The 18,755-nt window shown below is 50.9% G+C and carries 14 protein-coding genes and 2 pseudogenes; 8 read left to right on the top strand and 8 right to left on the bottom strand.

From position 1 onward, the window contains the following. Positions 1-51 precede the first annotated feature (51 nt). On the bottom strand, positions 52-1,035 hold the full coding sequence (locus EA462_RS13300; RefSeq protein ID WP_165872072.1) for a quinone oxidoreductase family protein: 984 nt from the start codon (positions 1,033-1,035) through the stop codon (positions 52-54). A gap of 202 nt (positions 1,036-1,237) precedes the next feature. Here EA462_RS13300 and EA462_RS13295 point away from each other — a divergent pair, with 202 nt between their 5' ends. The 4 genes and pseudogenes from EA462_RS13295 to EA462_RS17995 form a co-directional block, all read left to right on the top strand. Continuing rightward, positions 1,238-2,134, top strand: a complete 897-nt coding sequence (locus EA462_RS13295; RefSeq protein ID WP_165872071.1) for a VOC family protein — start codon at positions 1,238-1,240, stop codon at positions 2,132-2,134. Positions 2,135-2,309: 175 nt separating this feature from the next. Then, on the top strand, positions 2,310-3,332 hold the full coding sequence (locus EA462_RS13290; protein ID WP_165872070.1) for a dihydrodipicolinate synthase family protein: 1,023 nt from the start codon (positions 2,310-2,312) through the stop codon (positions 3,330-3,332). Between the two features lie 2 nt (positions 3,333-3,334). Further along, a complete protein-coding gene (locus EA462_RS13285; RefSeq protein WP_124179063.1) occupies positions 3,335-4,585 on the top strand; it encodes an Nramp family divalent metal transporter in 1,251 nt (416 codons plus the stop codon). Positions 4,586-5,276: 691 nt separating this feature from the next. Then, positions 5,277-5,620: pseudogene (locus EA462_RS17995) on the top strand (transposase); the annotation flags it as partial. Positions 5,621-6,366: 746 nt separating this feature from the next. Here EA462_RS17995 and EA462_RS13275 read toward each other — a convergent pair. The 4 genes from EA462_RS13275 to EA462_RS13260 all read right to left on the bottom strand — a co-directional run bounded on the left by EA462_RS13275 (position 6,367) and on the right by EA462_RS13260 (position 11,310). After that, positions 6,367-7,320, bottom strand: coding sequence for an electron transfer flavoprotein subunit alpha/FixB family protein (locus EA462_RS13275; protein WP_124179062.1), 954 nt, complete (start codon positions 7,318-7,320; stop codon positions 6,367-6,369). After that, positions 7,317-8,108 (bottom strand): electron transfer flavoprotein subunit beta/FixA family protein, encoded by a 792-nt coding sequence (locus EA462_RS13270; RefSeq protein ID WP_124179061.1) that lies wholly within the window; start codon positions 8,106-8,108, stop codon positions 7,317-7,319. The genes EA462_RS13275 and EA462_RS13270 overlap by 4 nt, the downstream gene beginning before the upstream one ends. Positions 8,109-8,667: 559 nt before the next feature. Further along, on the bottom strand, positions 8,668-9,432 hold the full coding sequence (locus EA462_RS13265; RefSeq protein ID WP_165872069.1) for an IclR family transcriptional regulator: 765 nt from the start codon (positions 9,430-9,432) through the stop codon (positions 8,668-8,670). 198 nt (positions 9,433-9,630) lie between these two features. Continuing rightward, positions 9,631-11,310 (bottom strand): thiamine pyrophosphate-binding protein, encoded by a 1,680-nt coding sequence (locus EA462_RS13260; RefSeq protein WP_124179059.1) that lies wholly within the window; start codon positions 11,308-11,310, stop codon positions 9,631-9,633. A 1,137-nt stretch (positions 11,311-12,447) separates the two neighbouring features. Between EA462_RS13260 and EA462_RS13255 the strand changes: the two are divergent. After that, positions 12,448-13,110 (top strand): annotated as a pseudogene (locus tag EA462_RS13255) (IS630 family transposase); the annotation flags it as partial. A gap of 37 nt (positions 13,111-13,147) precedes the next feature. On the opposite strand, the gene EA462_RS13250 reads toward EA462_RS13255, so the two are convergent. Continuing rightward, a complete protein-coding gene (locus tag EA462_RS13250; protein ID WP_165872068.1) occupies positions 13,148-14,146 on the bottom strand; it encodes an ABC transporter substrate-binding protein in 999 nt (332 codons plus the stop codon). A gap of 673 nt (positions 14,147-14,819) precedes the next feature. On the opposite strand from EA462_RS13250, the gene EA462_RS13245 reads away from it, so the two are divergent. Genes EA462_RS13245 through EA462_RS13235 form a run of 3 tightly spaced genes read left to right on the top strand, consistent with a single transcriptional unit; the run spans position 14,820 to position 17,151 of the window. Continuing rightward, positions 14,820-15,599: an ABC transporter ATP-binding protein gene (locus EA462_RS13245; protein ID WP_124179057.1), complete on the top strand. Its 780-nt coding sequence runs from the start codon at positions 14,820-14,822 to the stop codon at positions 15,597-15,599. A 2-nt stretch (positions 15,600-15,601) separates the two neighbouring features. Continuing rightward, positions 15,602-16,393, top strand: a complete 792-nt coding sequence (locus tag EA462_RS13240) for an ABC transporter permease (protein WP_124179056.1) — start codon at positions 15,602-15,604, stop codon at positions 16,391-16,393. Then, positions 16,384-17,151: an ABC transporter permease gene (locus EA462_RS13235; RefSeq protein WP_124179055.1), complete on the top strand. Its 768-nt coding sequence runs from the start codon at positions 16,384-16,386 to the stop codon at positions 17,149-17,151. The genes EA462_RS13240 and EA462_RS13235 overlap by 10 nt, the downstream gene beginning before the upstream one ends. Positions 17,152-18,228: 1,077 nt before the next feature. On the opposite strand, the gene EA462_RS13230 is transcribed toward EA462_RS13235, so the two are convergent. Both EA462_RS13230 and EA462_RS17915 read right to left on the bottom strand, forming a co-directional pair. Beyond that, positions 18,229-18,510, bottom strand: coding sequence for a transposase (locus tag EA462_RS13230; protein ID WP_124179054.1), 282 nt, complete (start codon positions 18,508-18,510; stop codon positions 18,229-18,231). Beyond that, positions 18,455-18,721: a helix-turn-helix domain-containing protein gene (locus EA462_RS17915; RefSeq protein ID WP_124179053.1), complete on the bottom strand. Its 267-nt coding sequence runs from the start codon at positions 18,719-18,721 to the stop codon at positions 18,455-18,457. Before EA462_RS17915 ends, EA462_RS13230 begins: the two co-directional genes overlap by 56 nt. Positions 18,722-18,755: the final 34 nt, after the last annotated feature.

The following is an 18,755-nucleotide window of genomic DNA, read 5'->3' as shown; positions in this document are numbered from 1 at the left end:
CAAACGTTCGAGGAGACCAACTATTCTCGGCGTTTGTTAGCGGAGCGCGCGTTATGGTTCGAGGATCAGTTTACCGAAGTAATCGGAGTCGATCATCGCTTGGTGCGCATCGGCGGCCTCGTCGAAGGAGTACGTCTTCGCGATAGGCACCTCGACATCTCCGCTCGCGACGAGGGCCGCCAGGCGCCCGAGAACGTCAGAGACGTCCGGTGCGTTGGGAGCGCCAACCCAGTGAAGCCTGGCCTCCTTCCAGTTGCCGAGTCGCGTATGGAACTGTGAAAAGCTCGCCTCTCCGCCTTCGTCACCCGTGAACTCAATACAGACGATGCGACCGAATCGAGCCAGAACTTCGAGGTCGAACTCGAAGTAGTTGTTGAGGTGTCCGTCGATTATGACATTCGCCTTCCCTGGTGCCGCCTCGAGAAACGCTTCCTGGAGATCGTCACGTCGATAGTCGAGGGCGACCTCCGCGCCAAGTCTCTCGAGTTCATCTCGTCGGTCCGGCGACGACGACGTGGTGACGACACGCCCGCCGATCCGATCAGCAAGCTGGACAGCGATGGGTCCGAGTCCGCCGCCACCGCCGTGAATCAGACAGGTCTCTTTCGGCTCTAGAGCCGCATGATCAACGAGCGACCGCCAGGATGTAATTCCCACGTGGCCGATTCCAGCACCCGCCTCGAAGCTGACTTCCTCGGGAAGTGGCGCAAGAAACGCCGGCGATGAAGCGACGTACTCCGCGTTGGCACCCGTCGGGCCGGGAAACTCCGCACCAAGTACCCTATCACCGATCGTGAATCCCTCAACCTCGGACCCGATTTCTTCGACGACGCCTGCCATGTCGACGCCCGCGACCGCAGGAAATTGGTCGGGAACGAACATGTCCACGCCACTGCGGAATAGAGTGTCGATCTGATTGACGCTCGTCGCCTCTACCCGTACCAAAACCTCGTCCGAAGCCGGTTCGGGTTTCGTCTTCTCTTCAACCTGGAGGACATCCGGTCCACCGGTTTCGTGATACGTAATAGCACGCATAGGGATCGGATATACCGATGAATCGTGCAACCCTAATTCTTTCGGAGTACAGGCTCCAACCGGATTCGTTTGCTGCCGACATGTCGTCACTCGCGTTTCAGTTCGGATCAGGAACGTGTATGCTCGACACAAACCCATCACCATACCGGCAATATTCCCCATGACATGCAATGTTATGTCACTGACCGGGAGTTCATGTGATATGCCTGGTGTCCATCGGTTTGAACACGCAGAGCTAGGAGTTACTGACCTCGAGGAGGCGACAGCGTTCTACACTGATGTCGTCGGCCTGATCGAAATACGCGACGACGGCGATTGCGTGTATCTTGGGTCGGGTCTGGACGAAACCTTCGACATCGCTATCCGCGAAGGCGACACGGGTATCGATCACTTCGCTGTCCGGGTGGCGGATCGGGACGAACTCGAGCGGTATAAGGCCCGTCTCGACGACGCGGGGGTCGACGTTAAACGCGACGACGGCAACGAACCCGGACAGACCGCCGGTCTCCGGTTCGATCTGCCCTCCGGGACGCGGATGGAACTCGCCACGGTTGAGGACCGGCGGTACCAGCACTCGAACGAAGTGCACGGAGACGGCCGCGGCGGCGCTGCGCCGATGGGAGTCGATCACATAACGCTCGCGAGCCACCGCGTCAAAGACGACGCGACGTTCCTCGCCAACCACCTCGATTTCAGCGTCTCCACCGCAGTAACGGACGACCCCGATGCCGAGGAGTGGAGCGGCGCGTTCACGCGACGGGGAGACTATCACCACGACGTTGCGTTCCTCCCGCATCCGGATCCCGAAAGCACCATGCACCACATCTCCTGGGAAGTGAAAACGGTCGATCACATGAAGTCGTTCATCGATCGGATCAATCAACACGACGTTCCGCTCGAGTTCGGTATCGGCCGACACTACGCCGGAGACAACGTATTTTCATATTTCCAGACACCCGGTGGAAACCGAATCGAACTCACTGCAGAGATGGCGACCGTCGATCCAGCCGCCGATACAGAGTACCTCCCCTTCGAGCGGGCGCTTTCGGCCTGGGGTCCGGTCAGACCGCCTGAATCGTTCCAGGAGGACGTTTCGTAGTATCAGCTGGATTCGTCCGGAAAACGTGTTCGATCGAGAATAAATTCGATTTTCCGTTCGTCGATGAACCACCGTCGTCGATCGTTTTCACTCAGAACACGATAATCGATCATCTATTTGACCTGACAAAGGCTTTATTACAAACAATAATAAATCCCATGTCATGGGAGACCATATGACTAGGGGAGAGTACGATCGGTTGTTCACGGCGCTCGTGACGCCGTTCAAACAGGGAAGCTACGATGTCGACGAGTCGGCCACCCGCGACCTGGTCGAGTACTACACCGAAAACGAGACGTTCGACTCCCTCGGTGGCGGGTTCATCGTAAATCCGGAAGCCGGCGAAGTGTTCTATCTCGACCGGGAGGAGCGGCAACGAAACGTCGAACTCGTGGCCGAAGAGGCGAGCGACGAGTATCCAGTCTTCGCCGGCGTCTTTGGCGTGAGCCGGGAAGAAATCCGAACCACCGCGCAGGACGCCCTCGAGGCAGGTGCCGACGGACTATTCGTAATGCCACCAGCGGGAACGATGGAGGTGACGACGACCCTCGACGCACGGAACAACCCGGAGGTCTGGCAAAATCACGTCGAGACGGTCGCGGACGTCGCCGACGTTCCGGTGCTCGTCCACCCGACCGCACCGATGAGCCACGAGTACGGCGAGGGACTCCCCCTCGAGTCGACGAAGGCGGTCGTCGAATCCGAGCCGAACGTCGTCGGCTGGAAGATGACCTACAATTTCAGGGGCTACGAGAAGATCGCGTCCTACCTCCGGTCGCTGGATCGCCACGTGGCGGTCCTCGGCGCAGAGGGATCGCACTTCCATGCTGCCCAAGCGACAGGTACGTTCGACGGAACGGTGACCGGCGCGTGGAACTTCGCGATGGAGCCGATGCTCGAGCACGTCTCGGCCTGGCGGGAGAACGACGTCGAACGGGCGCGTCGGATCTGGCACGAGCGACTGTCGGACCTGTTCGGCTACGTTTACGAGACGTTCTCGCGGCTGCACATCCGATACAAGCTCGCGACGTGGTTGCGGGGGCTCACGTCGCATCCGTTCATGCGACCGCCGATGCCCGCACCGAATGAAGACGAAGTCGACGAGCTGGATCGGCTGCTACGTGATGCCGGCCTCGAGACGATCGACGAGGACCGCCAAGAGGAGACGAAGCGGACCATCGCGGCAGGAGGGATCTGACCGTGGCCCAAGGAGACGCCACGAGCTCGATCGAGGACCTTCGGTGGCCGTCGCTCGGCTCGGCGGTCAGACGGATCGGCCCCGCGTTCGTCCTCGGTGCGGTCGCGCTCGGCCCCGGCTCGCTGGTTCTCTCGAGTATGACCGGCGCGCTGTACGGCTACCAGCTGCTGTGGCTGCTGGTTTTTTCGGGCGTCTTCATGATCGTCTTCATGGAGATAGCCTCGCGGTTCGGCATCGTCACGGACGAGCCGATCTGGACGATCGTCGAGCACAAGTACGGACGAACCGCGGCCGTTGTCGGTGGTATTTTTGCGGTCCTGACGTCACTCGGGTACGAAACCGGAAACGTGATCGCGATCGGACTGGGAATGGAGGCGATCGTCGGCGGAAGCCCCCTCATCTGGGGAACCGCTGGCGCCGTCGCCGCGATCGCACTCATCACGCTCCAGGACCTCTACGACAAGCTCGAGAAGCTCATCTTCGCGCTCATCTTCGTGATGATCGTCGGCTTCTTCGGAACGCTCGCGATCACGGGCTTCTCTCCAGGTGACGCGACCTCAGGACTCGTGCCGACGTTCCCAGACCAGCAAGCGGTGTTCCTCGGCATGGCGATGATGGCGACGTACTTCAGTCTGTACGCCGCAATCTACCAGACGTACCTCGTGAAAGAGAAGGGGTACACGACCGACGACATCGGCCAGTCAATCTTCGACAGCGCCGCCGGAATCACGCTCATGGGAATCATGCTCATTGCCATCATGATTGCGGGCGCGGTCGTCCTCAATCCCGCCGGAGTCATCCCCGAGTCCGCGGTGGACATGGCGGTTCAGCTCGAGCCGCTGGTCGGGACAAACGCGTCGCTGCTGTTCGGGCTTGGACTGTTCGCAGCGGCGTTCTCGTCGATCGTTGTCAACGCCCTGATCGGAAGCACGATGTTCGTCGACGGACTCGGCTACGAGACTGGAATGGACAGCAAGCCAGTCAAGCTGGTCGCAATCACCCTGGTAGTCGTCGCGTGGCTGTTCGCGTTCGTCCCGTCGCTCCTCGGTGAGAATCCGATTGATACACTCATCTTGGCGCAGGCGGTCTCGATCGTCGGTCTTCCGTACTTCGGTGCCGTGATTCTCATTCTCTCAAACGATCGCGATGTCATGGGTGGCTTTGCGAACACCCGGATACGAAACGCGCTCGCGTTAATAGGCTACCTCGCGAGCCTCGGAATAGCAATATACTACGCGACTTCATTCCTCTAACGCTATTATTTCGTGGTTTTTGGTACTCATAGGGATCAGGGGGACTTTAGTATCCATTAGAATTTTCGGCCCACATCTTGTTCCTATTTGCATGGTTAGCTCGACGAAAACTTCGTCGAAAAACTTCACGACACCGGCCGACGAACGATCCACAGCTGGCCCAATCGACTCGTCGGTGTCGAGTCACTTGAGCAGGCCGTTACTAATATCATTTATCTTTGAGGAACCAAAACATTCAGAAAAGAGAAATAAGTGTACGAGTGACTGTCCAGTGATTCCCCGAAGGAGTTGGATAGACGTGCCGACGTTCGCACAGCACTATCTCGACGAGACCTATATATCGAGTACTCAATTCCGAGCTACCGGCGGTTGCTCAAAGAAGCGGCATTGAGCTATCAAACCAGGCCGTACAGCCGTCGGGTCTGATTCTGAGGAGCAAGAAAATCCCGTGGTGGTCAAAGAAGCGGCGGGAAATAGAGGCCACGGTAGTCTGAATCAATCAAACCAAGAAATCCATCAAGTCGAACCGCGTACCGCGCAGAAAAGTAGCTTGCATAACGTTTGAACGTCTGTCCATGCTTGCTCTTAATCAATTCTCCTTATGCATGGTTTACTCTCCATCGAGGGTTTAATTATTGCGCTGATCACCCAACTACGCGGCACGTAGCTGTCCGTCGAATTATCCGGCTAACGCGACTGGACGTGTCTCTTGGGCACAATCACCGAAGATGGTGATTGCTTTTTCTCTTGATTCGAAGAGTACATGACCGGCGAATATACGAAATATTACATTCTTGAATTATGAAAAAGTTCGAAGAGAGCTTGATCGTCGTGCTAGACGGAGCACCGTACGTTAAGTCGTCAGCCGTCACGTTACCGGTGTATTCTCCCGGTCTAAATCCGGTTAAAGAGTGCTGAAGACAACTACAAACGGCTCTCAGTAACCAATTCTTTGAGTCACTTGCTGAGCTTACAACAGCAATCGATAACGCCTTCGATCAATTCTCAGTTCAAGGTGTGAGCAATTACTTCTAACCCTACAATAGCACGGACGTTGGTTGTGGTGTTCCGTATCCCATCTACAGGACAGACTGACAATCCACCTAGAACCTGCGAACAATTGCCTCGAAGCTTCCACTTTTCGATGTTGATTCACTGAAAACGAGGAGTATTGAGTCGATTATAAAGAGTTGGGCAGTACTGGTACGGAACCAGAGCGGCGATCCTGTCAGACACGGTAGCGTGCCACTTGATGAATCAATGGACAAATAAAAATGGTTCTGACCTGTTGAGTTCTTGTGAAGGAGCTGCAGCTAAACCTCCGCGAATGTGCCGTCTGGATGAAGGTCAGGTCCGTGTTCTCCTCAGCGATTTTTGTAAGGTAGTAATTTTTGCACACTATTTGAACGTTCTATTAGTCGAACAGGTTGGAGGTTGGTGTGACCGACGTGAAGCTCCGGAATACGACGCCCATCGATATGGGCAGATTCGTCCATAGTAGACATTAGAAGTAATCACTCATATTCACGACTGAGAGTTGGTCAAAGGCGTTGTCGATTGCTGTTGTAAGTTCAGGAAACGGGTCGTCGTCGCCGACGACGTACGGATCGAATCGTCGGTAGACGCCGTAGAGGAAGACGAAGATGGTGTAGCCGCGAGGAGGGAGAACACCGCGTACTCCGTGGCGCTAATCCACCAGTACGTCTCCTTCTCACCTCCGTCTGAGCTACGATAGTCATTATATAATTTACCAGGGTTATTTAAATCACAATGCCAAGTTATTATTTGACCAACTCGATTAATTCTGGGACCACGTCGAAGAGGTCGTCGTGGATCGCATAATCGGCGATGTCTATGATAGGTGCGTTGGGGTCAGTGTTGATTGCGACGATCGTATCCGACCCTTTCATACCGGCGACATGCTGTACTGCGCCAGAGATACCGATCGCGATATAGACGTCAGGTGTGACAACCTTGCCCGACTGACCAACCTGGCGGTTTTTCGGGAGCCAGCCGTTGTCGACGATCGGACGCGACGAGGAGACCGTTGCACCGAGTGCGTCGGCGAGCTTGTGGATAATCTCGAGATTGTCCTCCTCTTCGATGCCGCGGCCGACCGAGACGAGCACGTCGGCCTCGCTGATGTCGACGTCACCGCTAGCGACTTCCTCGAAACCGTTGACGGTCGTGCCAAGCGCATCCTCGTCGATGTCGACGTCGAAGGCTTCGACCGTCGCGTCACCGGTCCTCTCCGCCGCGGGCCACTCGGCTCCGCGAAGCGTGGCGACGGCCGGCTCCTTGAGTTCGGTCATCGTCTCGACCTTACCACCGTACATCTCGCGGGTCGCGACCAGCGTCTCGCCGTCGTTCTCGAGGCCGATCGCATCGGTAACGATCGGAACGTCGAGTCGGCTAGCGACAGCGGGGGCGTAGTCGAGTCCGTTGACGCTGTTGGGCAACAGGACGTACTGGGGATCGAGTTCGTCCGCGAGCTGAACGATCGCCTGGGTGTAGACGCCGTGATCGAACTCTTTGCCGTACTCGATTGTGTGGATTACGTTGACGCCCTCGCGGTTACACTTCTCGGCGAACTCGTCGACGGTGCCGCTGACGACCGCGACGTGGAGGTCACCGCCGGTGTCGTCGGCCAGTGCGTGACCCGCGGTGATGAGTTCGTAGCTGACGTCGCGCAGCTCGCCGCGGCGGTGATCGGCGACGGCCAGAACGTCCGTCATTGCGCCACCCCCTTCTCGCGGAGGAGCTCTGCGAGTTCGCCCGCGGTCTCCTCGGGACTGCCCTCCCAGAGCATCACGTCGCTTTGGCTCTCGGGTTCGTACATCGCCGTCAGCTCAAGCGCGGAGTCGACTGCGCTCTCGTCGACGCCGAGCGCCGCGAGATCCTGGACGGAGAGTTCCTTGCGCTGTGCCTGGCGAATCCCGCGCAGGCTGGCGTAGCGCGGTTCGTTGATCCCCGTCTGGATGGTCAGAACGGCAGGCAGGGAGACGTCGGTGAGTTCTTCGACGCCGCCCTCGAGCTCTCGGCGGATCGACGCGCCACCGTCCTTGAGGTCGTGCTCGAGGTGATTGACGACGGCGGCCCATTCATAGTCGACGGCTTCGGCAAGCGAGACACCGGTCGCGCCAAAGCTGTCGTCGTCGGACTGAACGCCGGTAAGCACGAGATCGGGCTCCTCGTCTTCGACGACGGCGGCGAGCAGCTCGGTCTTGGCACCGACGTCAAGCAAGGTAGCTTCCTCGAGAGTGTCGTCCCAGACGCGGATAGCCCGGTCGGCTCCCTTCGCGAGCGCCTGCCGGATGGTCTGTTCGCAGTCGTCGGGACCGATCGTGACCGTGACGACCTCGGCGGCGATGTCCGCCTCTTTGAGCTGGACGGCCTCTTCGACGGCGTAATCGTCCCACTCGTTGAGATCGGCACCGAGGTACCGGTCGGCAATTGCCATCTCCTCGATTTCGAACTCGTTTTCCACAGTTGCAACTTCCTTGGCCGTGACAAGGACTTTCATTCTGCGTTACTTGGTCGTTCTTTCACTAAATATTTTGGATGTGATCTGCCGACTATACATCGATCAAATTATTCGTATTTTCCTGAACTTACATGGGTTATTTGCAACAGTTATAGAACGCATAGAATTTGAAACATCCCATCCTGCTTATCCAGGGTAGATTCAAACAGAGCGCCGGCCACTCCAGCGTCCCGAGACCAGGCGCCCATGTGCGTGTACAAGCGTTTCTTGGGCTGTGTCTACGAGTAATCGTGTAATCATAAACTACGATTAGGACAAGATCCGGACTAAAGCTACCGCAATACACTTCGAGTATCTCGAATCTTTTTGTAAAAAATGCAGCAGAGCTATTGCGATTAAGAAAGAAAGGGGCTCGAATACAGGAGGACATTCGAAAAGCTCGAAATCCCACCACACATTACAAAAGTATGGTTGTAATATCCAGAGAGCAGTTGCCGCCTTCAGCCTCAATTCGAAAAGCTCGAATTACTAGTGTTGACCATACACCATTATGTTGATGTATCAATAAGCATTGTTCTGGAGTGATAGAAGAGTCCTATTAGGAAAATCGGGTTCGTATTGCCATCTCAGCGGCAGTTTCGCGCAATAAATCCTTGTATTCTTTCTCACGATTCCGAGTCATATTATTTGTCGCACATCCAATGGCGATTCCACCAAGAATATCCGCAACATCATCGCTAACGGCGACAGCAATACTGTCCATTCCGTTAACTGTTTCTTCTGAATCTGTTGCATATCCTTGCTCTTGAATCGTCTCTAATTCACTGTACAACATTTCTCTTTCAGTAATTGTTTGATCTGTTAAGCCAGGTAATCCGTGTTGGTCCAAAATAGAATCAACTTTCTCATCTGTTAATTCGGACAATATCGCTTTACCGACGGAAGATACGTGAAGATGGAGCCGTTGACCTGCTCGAGAGTGATGGAACAAGGGCTTTTTATCACTAGTCCAATAAAGACTAATACTATATCCGTTCTCCATAGTACTTATCCAGACCCGTTCACCTGTTTTTTCAGCGAGATCATCAACGTACTCTCGACCCGCCTTGAAGAGTGGGTGCCGGTATTGTTTTTGCGTACCAATATTGAGGAATTGGAAACTAAGATAGTATCGTTTTCCATCCCTAAATACCAATTCATTATAAACTAATGTAGCCAAATGGCGGTGGGTGGTACTTTCGGCAAGATCAACTACCTCGGCAATCTCTGAAAGCGTCATTCCACCAGACTCAACTAATACTTGAATAATATCCATCGCAGTATCGACTGTCTTAACTGGTCGACGAGGATTGGTTTGAGTCATGTTTAGATACATAATGTCTCTCTACATATCTCTTTCGAATATTTCGAATGGGATTTTCTTAACTGGAAAGAGTTGTAATATATTTGTAGGTAGCATAGATTACCGCGATATGTGGCGTTCGATGGTGTAGATTCAAACGTCATCAACGGTATCAGCTGATTTATATCCTATCGAAGAATTCTAGACTAATAACTGGATTTAATCGATCGACATTTCACCCATCGTTCGGTGACGAGCCTCCGGATTTACCCTGCAATCGACGATGACGGGTCCGCTCAGCTCAGGGGTCAGCTCCGCTTCGATTGCTTCGACGTCGTCCACCGAACGGACGGTGTGTGCCTCGGCACCCATATCGGTTGCGAGTGCTTCGAAGTCGGGAGCCCGAATCTTCCCGACCGAGCCGGAGTAGCCGCGTTTTTTCCCCATGTGGTACTCAGCACCAAGCGCGTCGTCGTTTATCACCACGACGATCATTGGAACGTCATGTCGAACCGCCGTATCCAGTTCCGGAAGGGACATCATCAGCCCCCCATCACCACAGAAGACAACGCATGTTCGATCGTCCTCGGCTAGCGCGGCGCCGATTCCGACCGGAAGTCCCTGCCCAAGTGCAAGGAAATCGACCAACCACGTCAATCGATCCGTCGGATCGATTGTCAACCCGTCGAAGACCCACCCACAGAAATGCCCGACGTCGGAGTACACGAGTCGGCCGTCCGGCAGCGTGTCGTCGAGCGCTTCAATCAGGTCGCGGGGATCAACGGTTCCGGGCTGGTCTTCGAACGAGCGGTCGGGCATGGGGGAACTGTCCTCGATACGCCGTCGAACCCGATCGGTCCAGAACTCGCCCGAGCGATCGATTCCAAAGCTCTTGAGTTCCTCACGAAACGCTTCGGTCGTCGTTCTCACGTCCCCGACAATACCGACGTTGACGTCGGTGTACCGGCCGATGTGGGTCGGATCGATATCCACGTGAACGATGTTTGCCTCTTCGGAGAGTAGGTGACCCTTGTCAACCGTGTGATGATTCAAACTGCACCCGAGTGCGAACACGAATCCGGTTTCACTCAGGTACTTGTTCGCAATTCTGGTCCCGAGATCACCCGCAAAGCCGAGTGAGTACGGATGGTCGGAGAAGTAGCCGTTGGCCTGAAGGGTGGTCACTAGGTAGGCGTTCATCCGCTCCGCCAGCTGCTCGATCTCCTCTTTCGCGTCGGATCGCATCGCCCCGCGACCAGCGATGATGATCGGCGCTTTCGTTGCGTCCGAGTCGAGGTACGCATCGAGGGCTTCCTCGAGTTTCGTCTCGTCGGGGTGGATCCGGGCATCCTGTCGCCCGCTCCCGGGTGTAGTGTAGTCCTCCAGGATCGACGTCTCCGATAGGTTGCTCTCGAGGACATCAATTGGTACCTGAACGGCAATCGGTCCGTCACCGGCGCGGATACGTCGAAACACATCCGCTAGGCTCGAGAGGAGCACATCAGACGATCTGACTGATTCGACCTCGCCCGCCATCGATCGCAGAAACGTTTCCTGTTCGAACCCCTTCCCGTCGTGGGTTGCGGTGAGACGGGTCTCCGGAACGAGGTACAGCACGTTGGAGCCGTGGTTGTTGGCCCCCTGTAACGCCGTCCCTGTCTGGGCGATCGCCGGACCACGACCGACAATACAGACGCCGATACCGTCGTCGGCCCGCGAATACCCGTCGGCCATGGCGGCGGCACCCTGTTCGTGTCTACAATTAACTACTCTGAGTTCATTTCCCCATTTGTCCTCTGCTTCAGAGAGAATTGGGATTATTTCCTCCGAAGTTAATGAGAATATAGTATCTACATCTTCGTTAACAAACATCTCCACGATTGCTTCATGTGCTTTCATGATACATCACCAACTCTGAATGGGGATAAAACTCCCATCAATAAAGTTTTTTCCTGCTCAGATTTATAACTTCCCCCAAAATTATTGTCACCCGAATATAGAGTGCTATCTTGAAATATATTTGAAAATATTACATCGTCATATATTTTGATTAGAAGTGTAGAGAGAACGATGATTCGGATGAACACCACCTACTGAAATGTGGACGGGTTGAACAGGTTAGTCCTATCAGACACTGTTCGGTAACAATTACATATCTAATTGTGAATCGTACGCGTTAACCTACGTGTGGAAGTCTGTTGCATTCCTCACAGATTACAAGGGTGTCAAGGTTAGATTATCGCATTATGAAGAGCCACGAAGGCTAATAATCACGATCTCGTTGATTCAGTTATATCTTGGTGGGAAATAAGCGCCAAAACGCTTGATTCGATAAGGAACAAATGTTCTAGATTTCGCGCTCATAGTCAAAGTCAAAGAGGTCAAATGATCAGTTGTTCCAAGGGTCGTGGTCAGCAGCCGGCCGCAGTACCGTTTCACCACTCTATGAGAAACGACAGTGTAATCAGTCGATCAGCATGGAGATACCTCGACAGCGGGCACTTCCAGGGTGTCACAATCGAACGCCACCCAGGCGTAAATCTCCTCGTCATCGACTTCGGCTTAGCTCTATTCTTGTCGAGATCAACCTACTGTCAGGCCCGACACTCAGGCTCAAATAGATACTGGGTGGATGAGGCCATTTCCTGGTCGTTTTGTGTGGTCAGTTCACGAACGTTCAACCCGGCGGTAAGACAGGCCAGCGTGGTACAGAAGTCCCGCGAGAACACGCCACTTGAGTGATTTTTGAACATGTGCGGACCATCTCAAATCACCACTTTGCCTGGAGTATCGTATACCATCCCTCGAAGAGTTCACTTCTTACTCGGATAATTCCGTCGTCGTCTATTCACATAAAAAAGCTTCTCACTCGCATGTTCATTTTAGGTCGAGCATTCTCAGTACCTCACAAGGCGTCGTCAGTTGAGTTAATCTGAAGCGCGATTTTTGCCAGCAGTCACGGTAATCGGGTTGGTCTCCTCGAAGATCGGTAGGGAACTGTCGCGGCGGCTTAATGAGTGACGGGAGTTATAGGCAATGACTGAGATGGGTGAGTTCGTTCATCATCTGAGTGAGGGGGAGTTGAATCGCCTGCTGGACGAAGCAGACGATCCAAAGATAATCAAACGGCTCACCTTTGTCAAACGCCTCTACAACGGTGCAACGTACGAGGAAGCAGCCGATGACGTTAGAAAACCTTCTTCGACTGGAAGTCGCTGGACGCGTCGGCGGAACGACAGTGGATTTGGTCAGTTGACACCGAGCTGCGGAGGCCTTTCGCCCCCGAAGTTCAGTGAAGAGGTACAAGAGCGTCTTCTAGAACTTCTCCGGAGGGACAGCCCTGGAAAGCACAGGAAGTTCATCAGCTCTTGGACGAAGAGTTTGCTGTTGAGTACCATCCGGATTATCTCGATCAATTCCTCCGGAATCTCGGACTCTCCTACGCTAAACCACGTCCAAAACGCCCTTCCCGGCCAGAAAGCGCCGACGAAATCCTCGAAGAACACGTCGCAGACGCGTTCGACGAGGAACCAGAGACAGCACATAACAAGCGTTCTAATGATGAAGACGAAGGGTGGATCCTTGACGACGATATTTGTACGGATAGTAGAACTGTTATCGGTTTCTGAGATGAGTGTCCTGAGGTTCCTTGAAGATCAATTAGAAGAGAACGTCTGTGCGCTATTGGAGCAGGCTCGTCTTGGATGACTTCTTGTCACACGCTTGACTCTGCGTATCACGGTAGGTATTCATTTGTAGCATTATCTTCGACATTAATATTATCTTCTATTAATTCCGATTCATATAATCTGTCAATAACTTCTTGTAGACGAGGAATATCAAGTCGTCCATCCTGTGGTCGATAGAAATCTTCTTCGGTAAGATAGTACATATCTAGAAGTTCCTCCGGGACATCGAACTCATCACTAGCTAGCGAAACAACGTCATCCCGATTGTCTGGATCATATATGTATTCAAGTAAATTTGTATAGTCTTCTAAGAAGTATTCGACAGTGTCGCTGTTATCATCCAAGAACTCATTTCGGGCAGCAAGGAACGTGAAATCGTACTGCTCATCCCAGACATCTGTTGAATCAAACACTAATTCGACACCCCCTTCAGCCACTTCGGCATGTGAAAACACAGGAACAAATATCCCCGCATCGATTCGACCATCTCGAAGTGCAGAACCGATTGCGGGAAATTCGATTTCGACCCAGTCAATATCTTCATCTGGATTGAGACCAAACTCGCGAAGGCCCAATTCACAAATAGCGTGAACACCAGTTCCGACTGCATTCACGCCGAAGTCACTTCCCTCTAAATCCTCGGGTTCGGAGATATCTGAATCTTCGAGCGTAAGTATCTCCCAAGGCTTATAATCTGGATGGGCATCACGAGCCTCACTGACAATACCAGTAATACCGCCCGGTACTGCCTCTTGCGCTACTGATCGTGGAAAGCTCGCATAGGCCACATTTCCAATCTGTAATTCGCCAGCTGAAAGCTGATTGATTACCTGTGGAGACCCCTCAGCCGCATTAACAGTTAACTCGTATTCTGCCCCCATATTTTCGCCTGCTGTATCCGCGATCTCATCTATTCCAAACAACGAAACAGGTTCTGTGAGCGGATCCACAATCCCTACTTGAAGTTCCGTATCATCGTTATCTCCCAGGCATCCAGCAGTAATGCCAGAAATTCCTGCACTTGCACCAATCGCTACTTTCTTCATGAAACTTCTTCGATGACTTGGCATCACTGGATAATTATACCAACAGTATTTATAATTATTGATTATGGTCAGATATTCAATTGGTTCCTGAAGGACTATATAATTGAGATGGTTTATGACTCTTATATTCGTGTTGAAATATATCTATTATAATATATATCATCTATTTAATGAAAGTATAATTCTTTCATGAAATTTTTTCATGTGTCGGCAGGCGATGAAATGATAGCCTTTGGTTCTAGTCAACTCCCAGTATTTCATTCCGAAAATGTTGCGAGGTACCAACCATTACAACATTTATCGATGATGAACTACCAATCAGGCCGTAACAATTTGATTCGTCACAAAGACGTCCATAGTTGACTCTGGTAACATCAATGCACATCTCCATTGTAAGGATCGGTTTGGCTGAGTATTCAGTTATTTAGTGACAAGGTCGCAAACGCCCGAATTGGTCGGGGTTGACATAGGGAACACGCTCTCCAGAAGTACGATCATTACGGTATGAAAAGAGTCCTATGAAAACTTGAAAGAGAACTAAATATCTGAGAAGAACTTTTTTATAGGGTGATCACACACCATTGGAATGTGCTACAGAACTACAGTGTAACAGGTATTTTCATAATGTTAAACCCAGTTTGGGAACTTAATCAAAAGAAGGGGTTGATCAGCAATGAATGATGGAAAAGTAACTATAGAAAAGCTTGGAAAAGTGTATGATGACGGACCAGAGAAGACAAAGGCAATTAAAGATCTCACATTTGAGATTGCCGGTGGGGAGTTCGTCAGTATAGTGGGTCCAAGCGGATGCGGGAAAAGTTCATTACTCTACTTGCTTGCTGGGTTTCTTGAAACTACATCTGGTTCAATTACTGTTGACGGTAATCCCATTGATGGACCAGGAACAGATCGAGGTGTGGTCTTCCAAGATTATGCCCTTTTCCCATGGAGAACAGTTTTGAAAAATGTTACATATGGGCTTGAACAGAAAGGTATGCCAAAAGAAGAACGTCGTTCAACTGCCCAAAGATACATAGATATGATGGATCTCAGTGGGTTTGAAGATCGATACCCCAAGGAGCTATCCGGAGGGATGAAACAACGAGTTGCTATTGCACGTACTCTTGCATATGACCCAAAAATTCTTCTTATGGACGAACCGTTCGGGGCCCTGGATCAACCACTTCGAGAGTCCTTACAGGATCAATTATTAGATATTTGGAAAGAATTAGAAAAAACAGTGGTATTTATCACTCATGATGTCGAAGAGGCGGTTTATCTCTCCGAACGGGTCATGATTATGACTAGCCATCCAGGAACAAAAAAAACGGTTGTGCCTTTTGATATAGATCGATCGCTTAATCGGGAAGAAATAATAACTACAGATGAATTTATATCAACAAAAAACACTGTCTGGATGTCACTCCGAGAAGAAACTCAACCAGAGGTATAGCCATGGCACAAACCAATATAACGACCCATAATCGAATCCCTCGACAATTCCAACGCGCCGCACAATCAATCATCAATTGGATACCAATTGCCATTGTCATCGGCTTTTGGGAGCTAGCGAGCGGTACTGTCGTTGCTAATGATGTTTTACCATCTCCAATTATCGTGGCGTTCGAAGTAAACGATCTAATTATTAGTGGCGACATCTATTCACATCTTTTTATTTCCATCTATCGATTTGCAATAGGGATAGGCTTAAGCATCAGTATTGGTGTTCTATTGGGAATCAGTATGGCGCGGTCTAAACCTATAGAAAACTTCTTTGACGTTTTCTTATCAATACTGTATCCTATTCCCAAGGTCGCATTGGTGCCTTTAGCAATGTTATGGCTTGGAGTTGGTACTGGACCCGCAATACTAGTCGTTTTTCTAGCTTGTTTGTTACCTATTATTTTGAATTCGTATAACGCTGCTGAAAATGTTGATCAGAATCTTATCTGGTCAGCGAAGATGATGGGTACTGACGGATGGGAACTCCTTCAAAAGGTAGTGATACCAGCAACAATACCTAATATTTTGACCGGTATTCGACAAGCGATCCCGATCGCCTTTATTGCACTTGTGAGTGCAGAACTCATCGCCTCTTATGAAGGCATTGGTTATCTTATCTTAGAGGCAGGTCAGGTTGGAAACTATCAAGTAATGTTTGCCAATATTGTGATTATTTCTGTAGTTGCCTACCTATTTGTTACTGGATTTGAAATGCTTCGTGAGAAGGTGATAGTATGGGTGTAAACTTCGACAAAGACGATTTTATGCAGTTTACAAAATCTATTTATTCACTCGTGATTGTACTCATTCTTTGGGAAGTTCTCGCTCAAATGGGTCTTGTATATTATTATCATCTTCCGCCATTATCAGATGTTTTAATTGAATTCCTCGAGTTGATGATGACTGGTGAATTGATATACCATTCGTATCTCACCCTTCGAAGGGCGCTAATTGGCTTAGTAATTGGCGCTATTTTCGGTATCACAATAGGGATTCTTATTTCGAGGAATTCCGTTGTAGAATGGTTCTTCGATCCGATCATAAAAATTGGTTATCCTATCCCAATCATTGCGCTCATCCCTGTATTTATGCTTTGGTTCGGAATTGGTGACACATCTAAAATCATCATGGTTGCTATTGGGACTTTTTGGCCAATTGCAGTTAATGCTCGAAATAGCGCCAAACAGATAGACAAAAATTACATTTGGTCGGCTCGAATGATGGGGACAACTGACCGCCAACTACTTTGGCGAGTCGTTTTGCCTGCCGCATCACCAGGTATCGTAACAGGTCTTCAAATCGCTCTTCCTCTATCACTAATCATCACTTTTGTGTTTGAGATGGTAGCAGGGGGTGGAGGACTCGGCGCATTAGAAATTGATGGAGTTCGAACATTTAATCCGACACAGGTTTACGCAATAATTATTGCGATCATGATTATTGGTATGGCACTTGATCGTTTACTTCGTATTGGCCGGAAACACTATCTCCAGTGGAGCTAACCTCTTGATCTTGAATTACAATAGAGCTATGATTATGCTCCCGATAAGATTGGTGAAAAGTCCGATGCAACGGTTGTTAACGGCGACTGTGTACACAAAGACATTACTCCGGAAGAGTTAGCTGAGTGATACGGTTTCAAGCGGCGCATGATTTGCTTCGTAGAATCACTGGATGGAGCTTGATTCCGGTATTTTCACTGATTCAGTGGCCATCCCAAAAACGGGATGCAGCGATTGATTTTACAGATATTTAACCAATTTCGAACTATCTCTCAAGGTGCATTATTCGTGCTCTCAACGGCAACAGCACTGCGAAGAAAGGGCTCTCCTGCCTACTGGGTGTTCGACTTTTCGAAACCAACGCCTTCCAGCGGTTCTCAACGATTGATTGGGTGAGTACTGCGCTCACCCAGAAGGATATCACCAAGCATACATAAAGCTCGTTTGGAGGACTTTCATAGATTCATATCATACAAATAATACTATAATTGAATATGTTTTTGTATTCATACTGTAGATTTCGTCAATTATAGGTTATTCAATATGAAATCTGTGAATCATCGCTGTTGGTAACCGTCGTATAATACGTTCACTGCGACTAACTATCGTTGATAGCGAGTAGGATTTAAGATATTATGATATACAATGTTTAATTATATATGAATAATGGAATTAAATACGAAGTTTTGGGTAATATAGTGAATATTAACTATTGAAGTCAATGCGTACACAGTCGAACCGATCTAAATGGGATCAACGACAAAACTAGTCAGTGAATACACACACTAAGAGTGTGTGTTGATCGATTCGCAATCGATCTCGAGCCGACACCGTTGAAACGGCCGCAATCCAGGTCCTGCCATGCCTTGTTAAACGCAAGACGCGTCGGAATGAGGTCGATCACTCACGGTTTTACGACATGCGAGACCGATTCTTGGAGTCAGAAGATACAGGAGTTATCGCCAGAAGTATTTATCGAAGGGGTGAAATCATGGTATCTTTCACTATTGGTCCAATGACGACGATGCTTCTCCTGGATACGCCCAGAGAAGATGGAGCAGGCGGCGAGTTGAGTGATCAGCACAACTTCTGAACATCTGGGAGGAATGTCTCGATCCAGTCATTAGCAAAGCTCAGCCGATGGCTCAACCGAAGAAATGTCTCAGTGAGGAACTCTTTGAAGTGGTCTCGATCTGCGAAGATCTCTGGCGAGATCTCGCGCTTCAGGTCTTTCCACAGTGGTTCGATGGCGTTTAGCGTCGGTGAATACGAAGGGATGAAGACGAACTCGATGTCGAGTTCGTCAGCCCGTTTCTGGGTGAGTTTCGCGTGATGAGAGCCCCTCGATTCCATCATCATTCCAGGCAACTGCCCAGCGACGCGTCGTGGACCTGGAGATCCCGACGCGTCGGCCCGCTTGCTCGCGCGTATCTCCTTGGTACAGGTTCTTGATGAAACACAGTCTCCGGACGAGACGGGTCTCGTCGGCCTTCTGAGCCGCTTCAACCGCTTGATCGAGTTCCGCTTCGGACAAATGCTGCACCAACAAACCACGTTGACTGTTGTTCATCGAGAAAGATACGCTTCCAAAGGGGTCAACGCTT

Source organism: Natrarchaeobius halalkaliphilus (assembly GCF_003841485.1).
GTDB classification, from domain to species: Archaea; Halobacteriota; Halobacteria; order Halobacteriales; family Natrialbaceae; genus Natrarchaeobius; species Natrarchaeobius halalkaliphilus.
The sequence above is the reverse complement of the archived record's forward strand: the minus strand, read 5'-3'. Positions and strand labels throughout refer to the sequence as shown.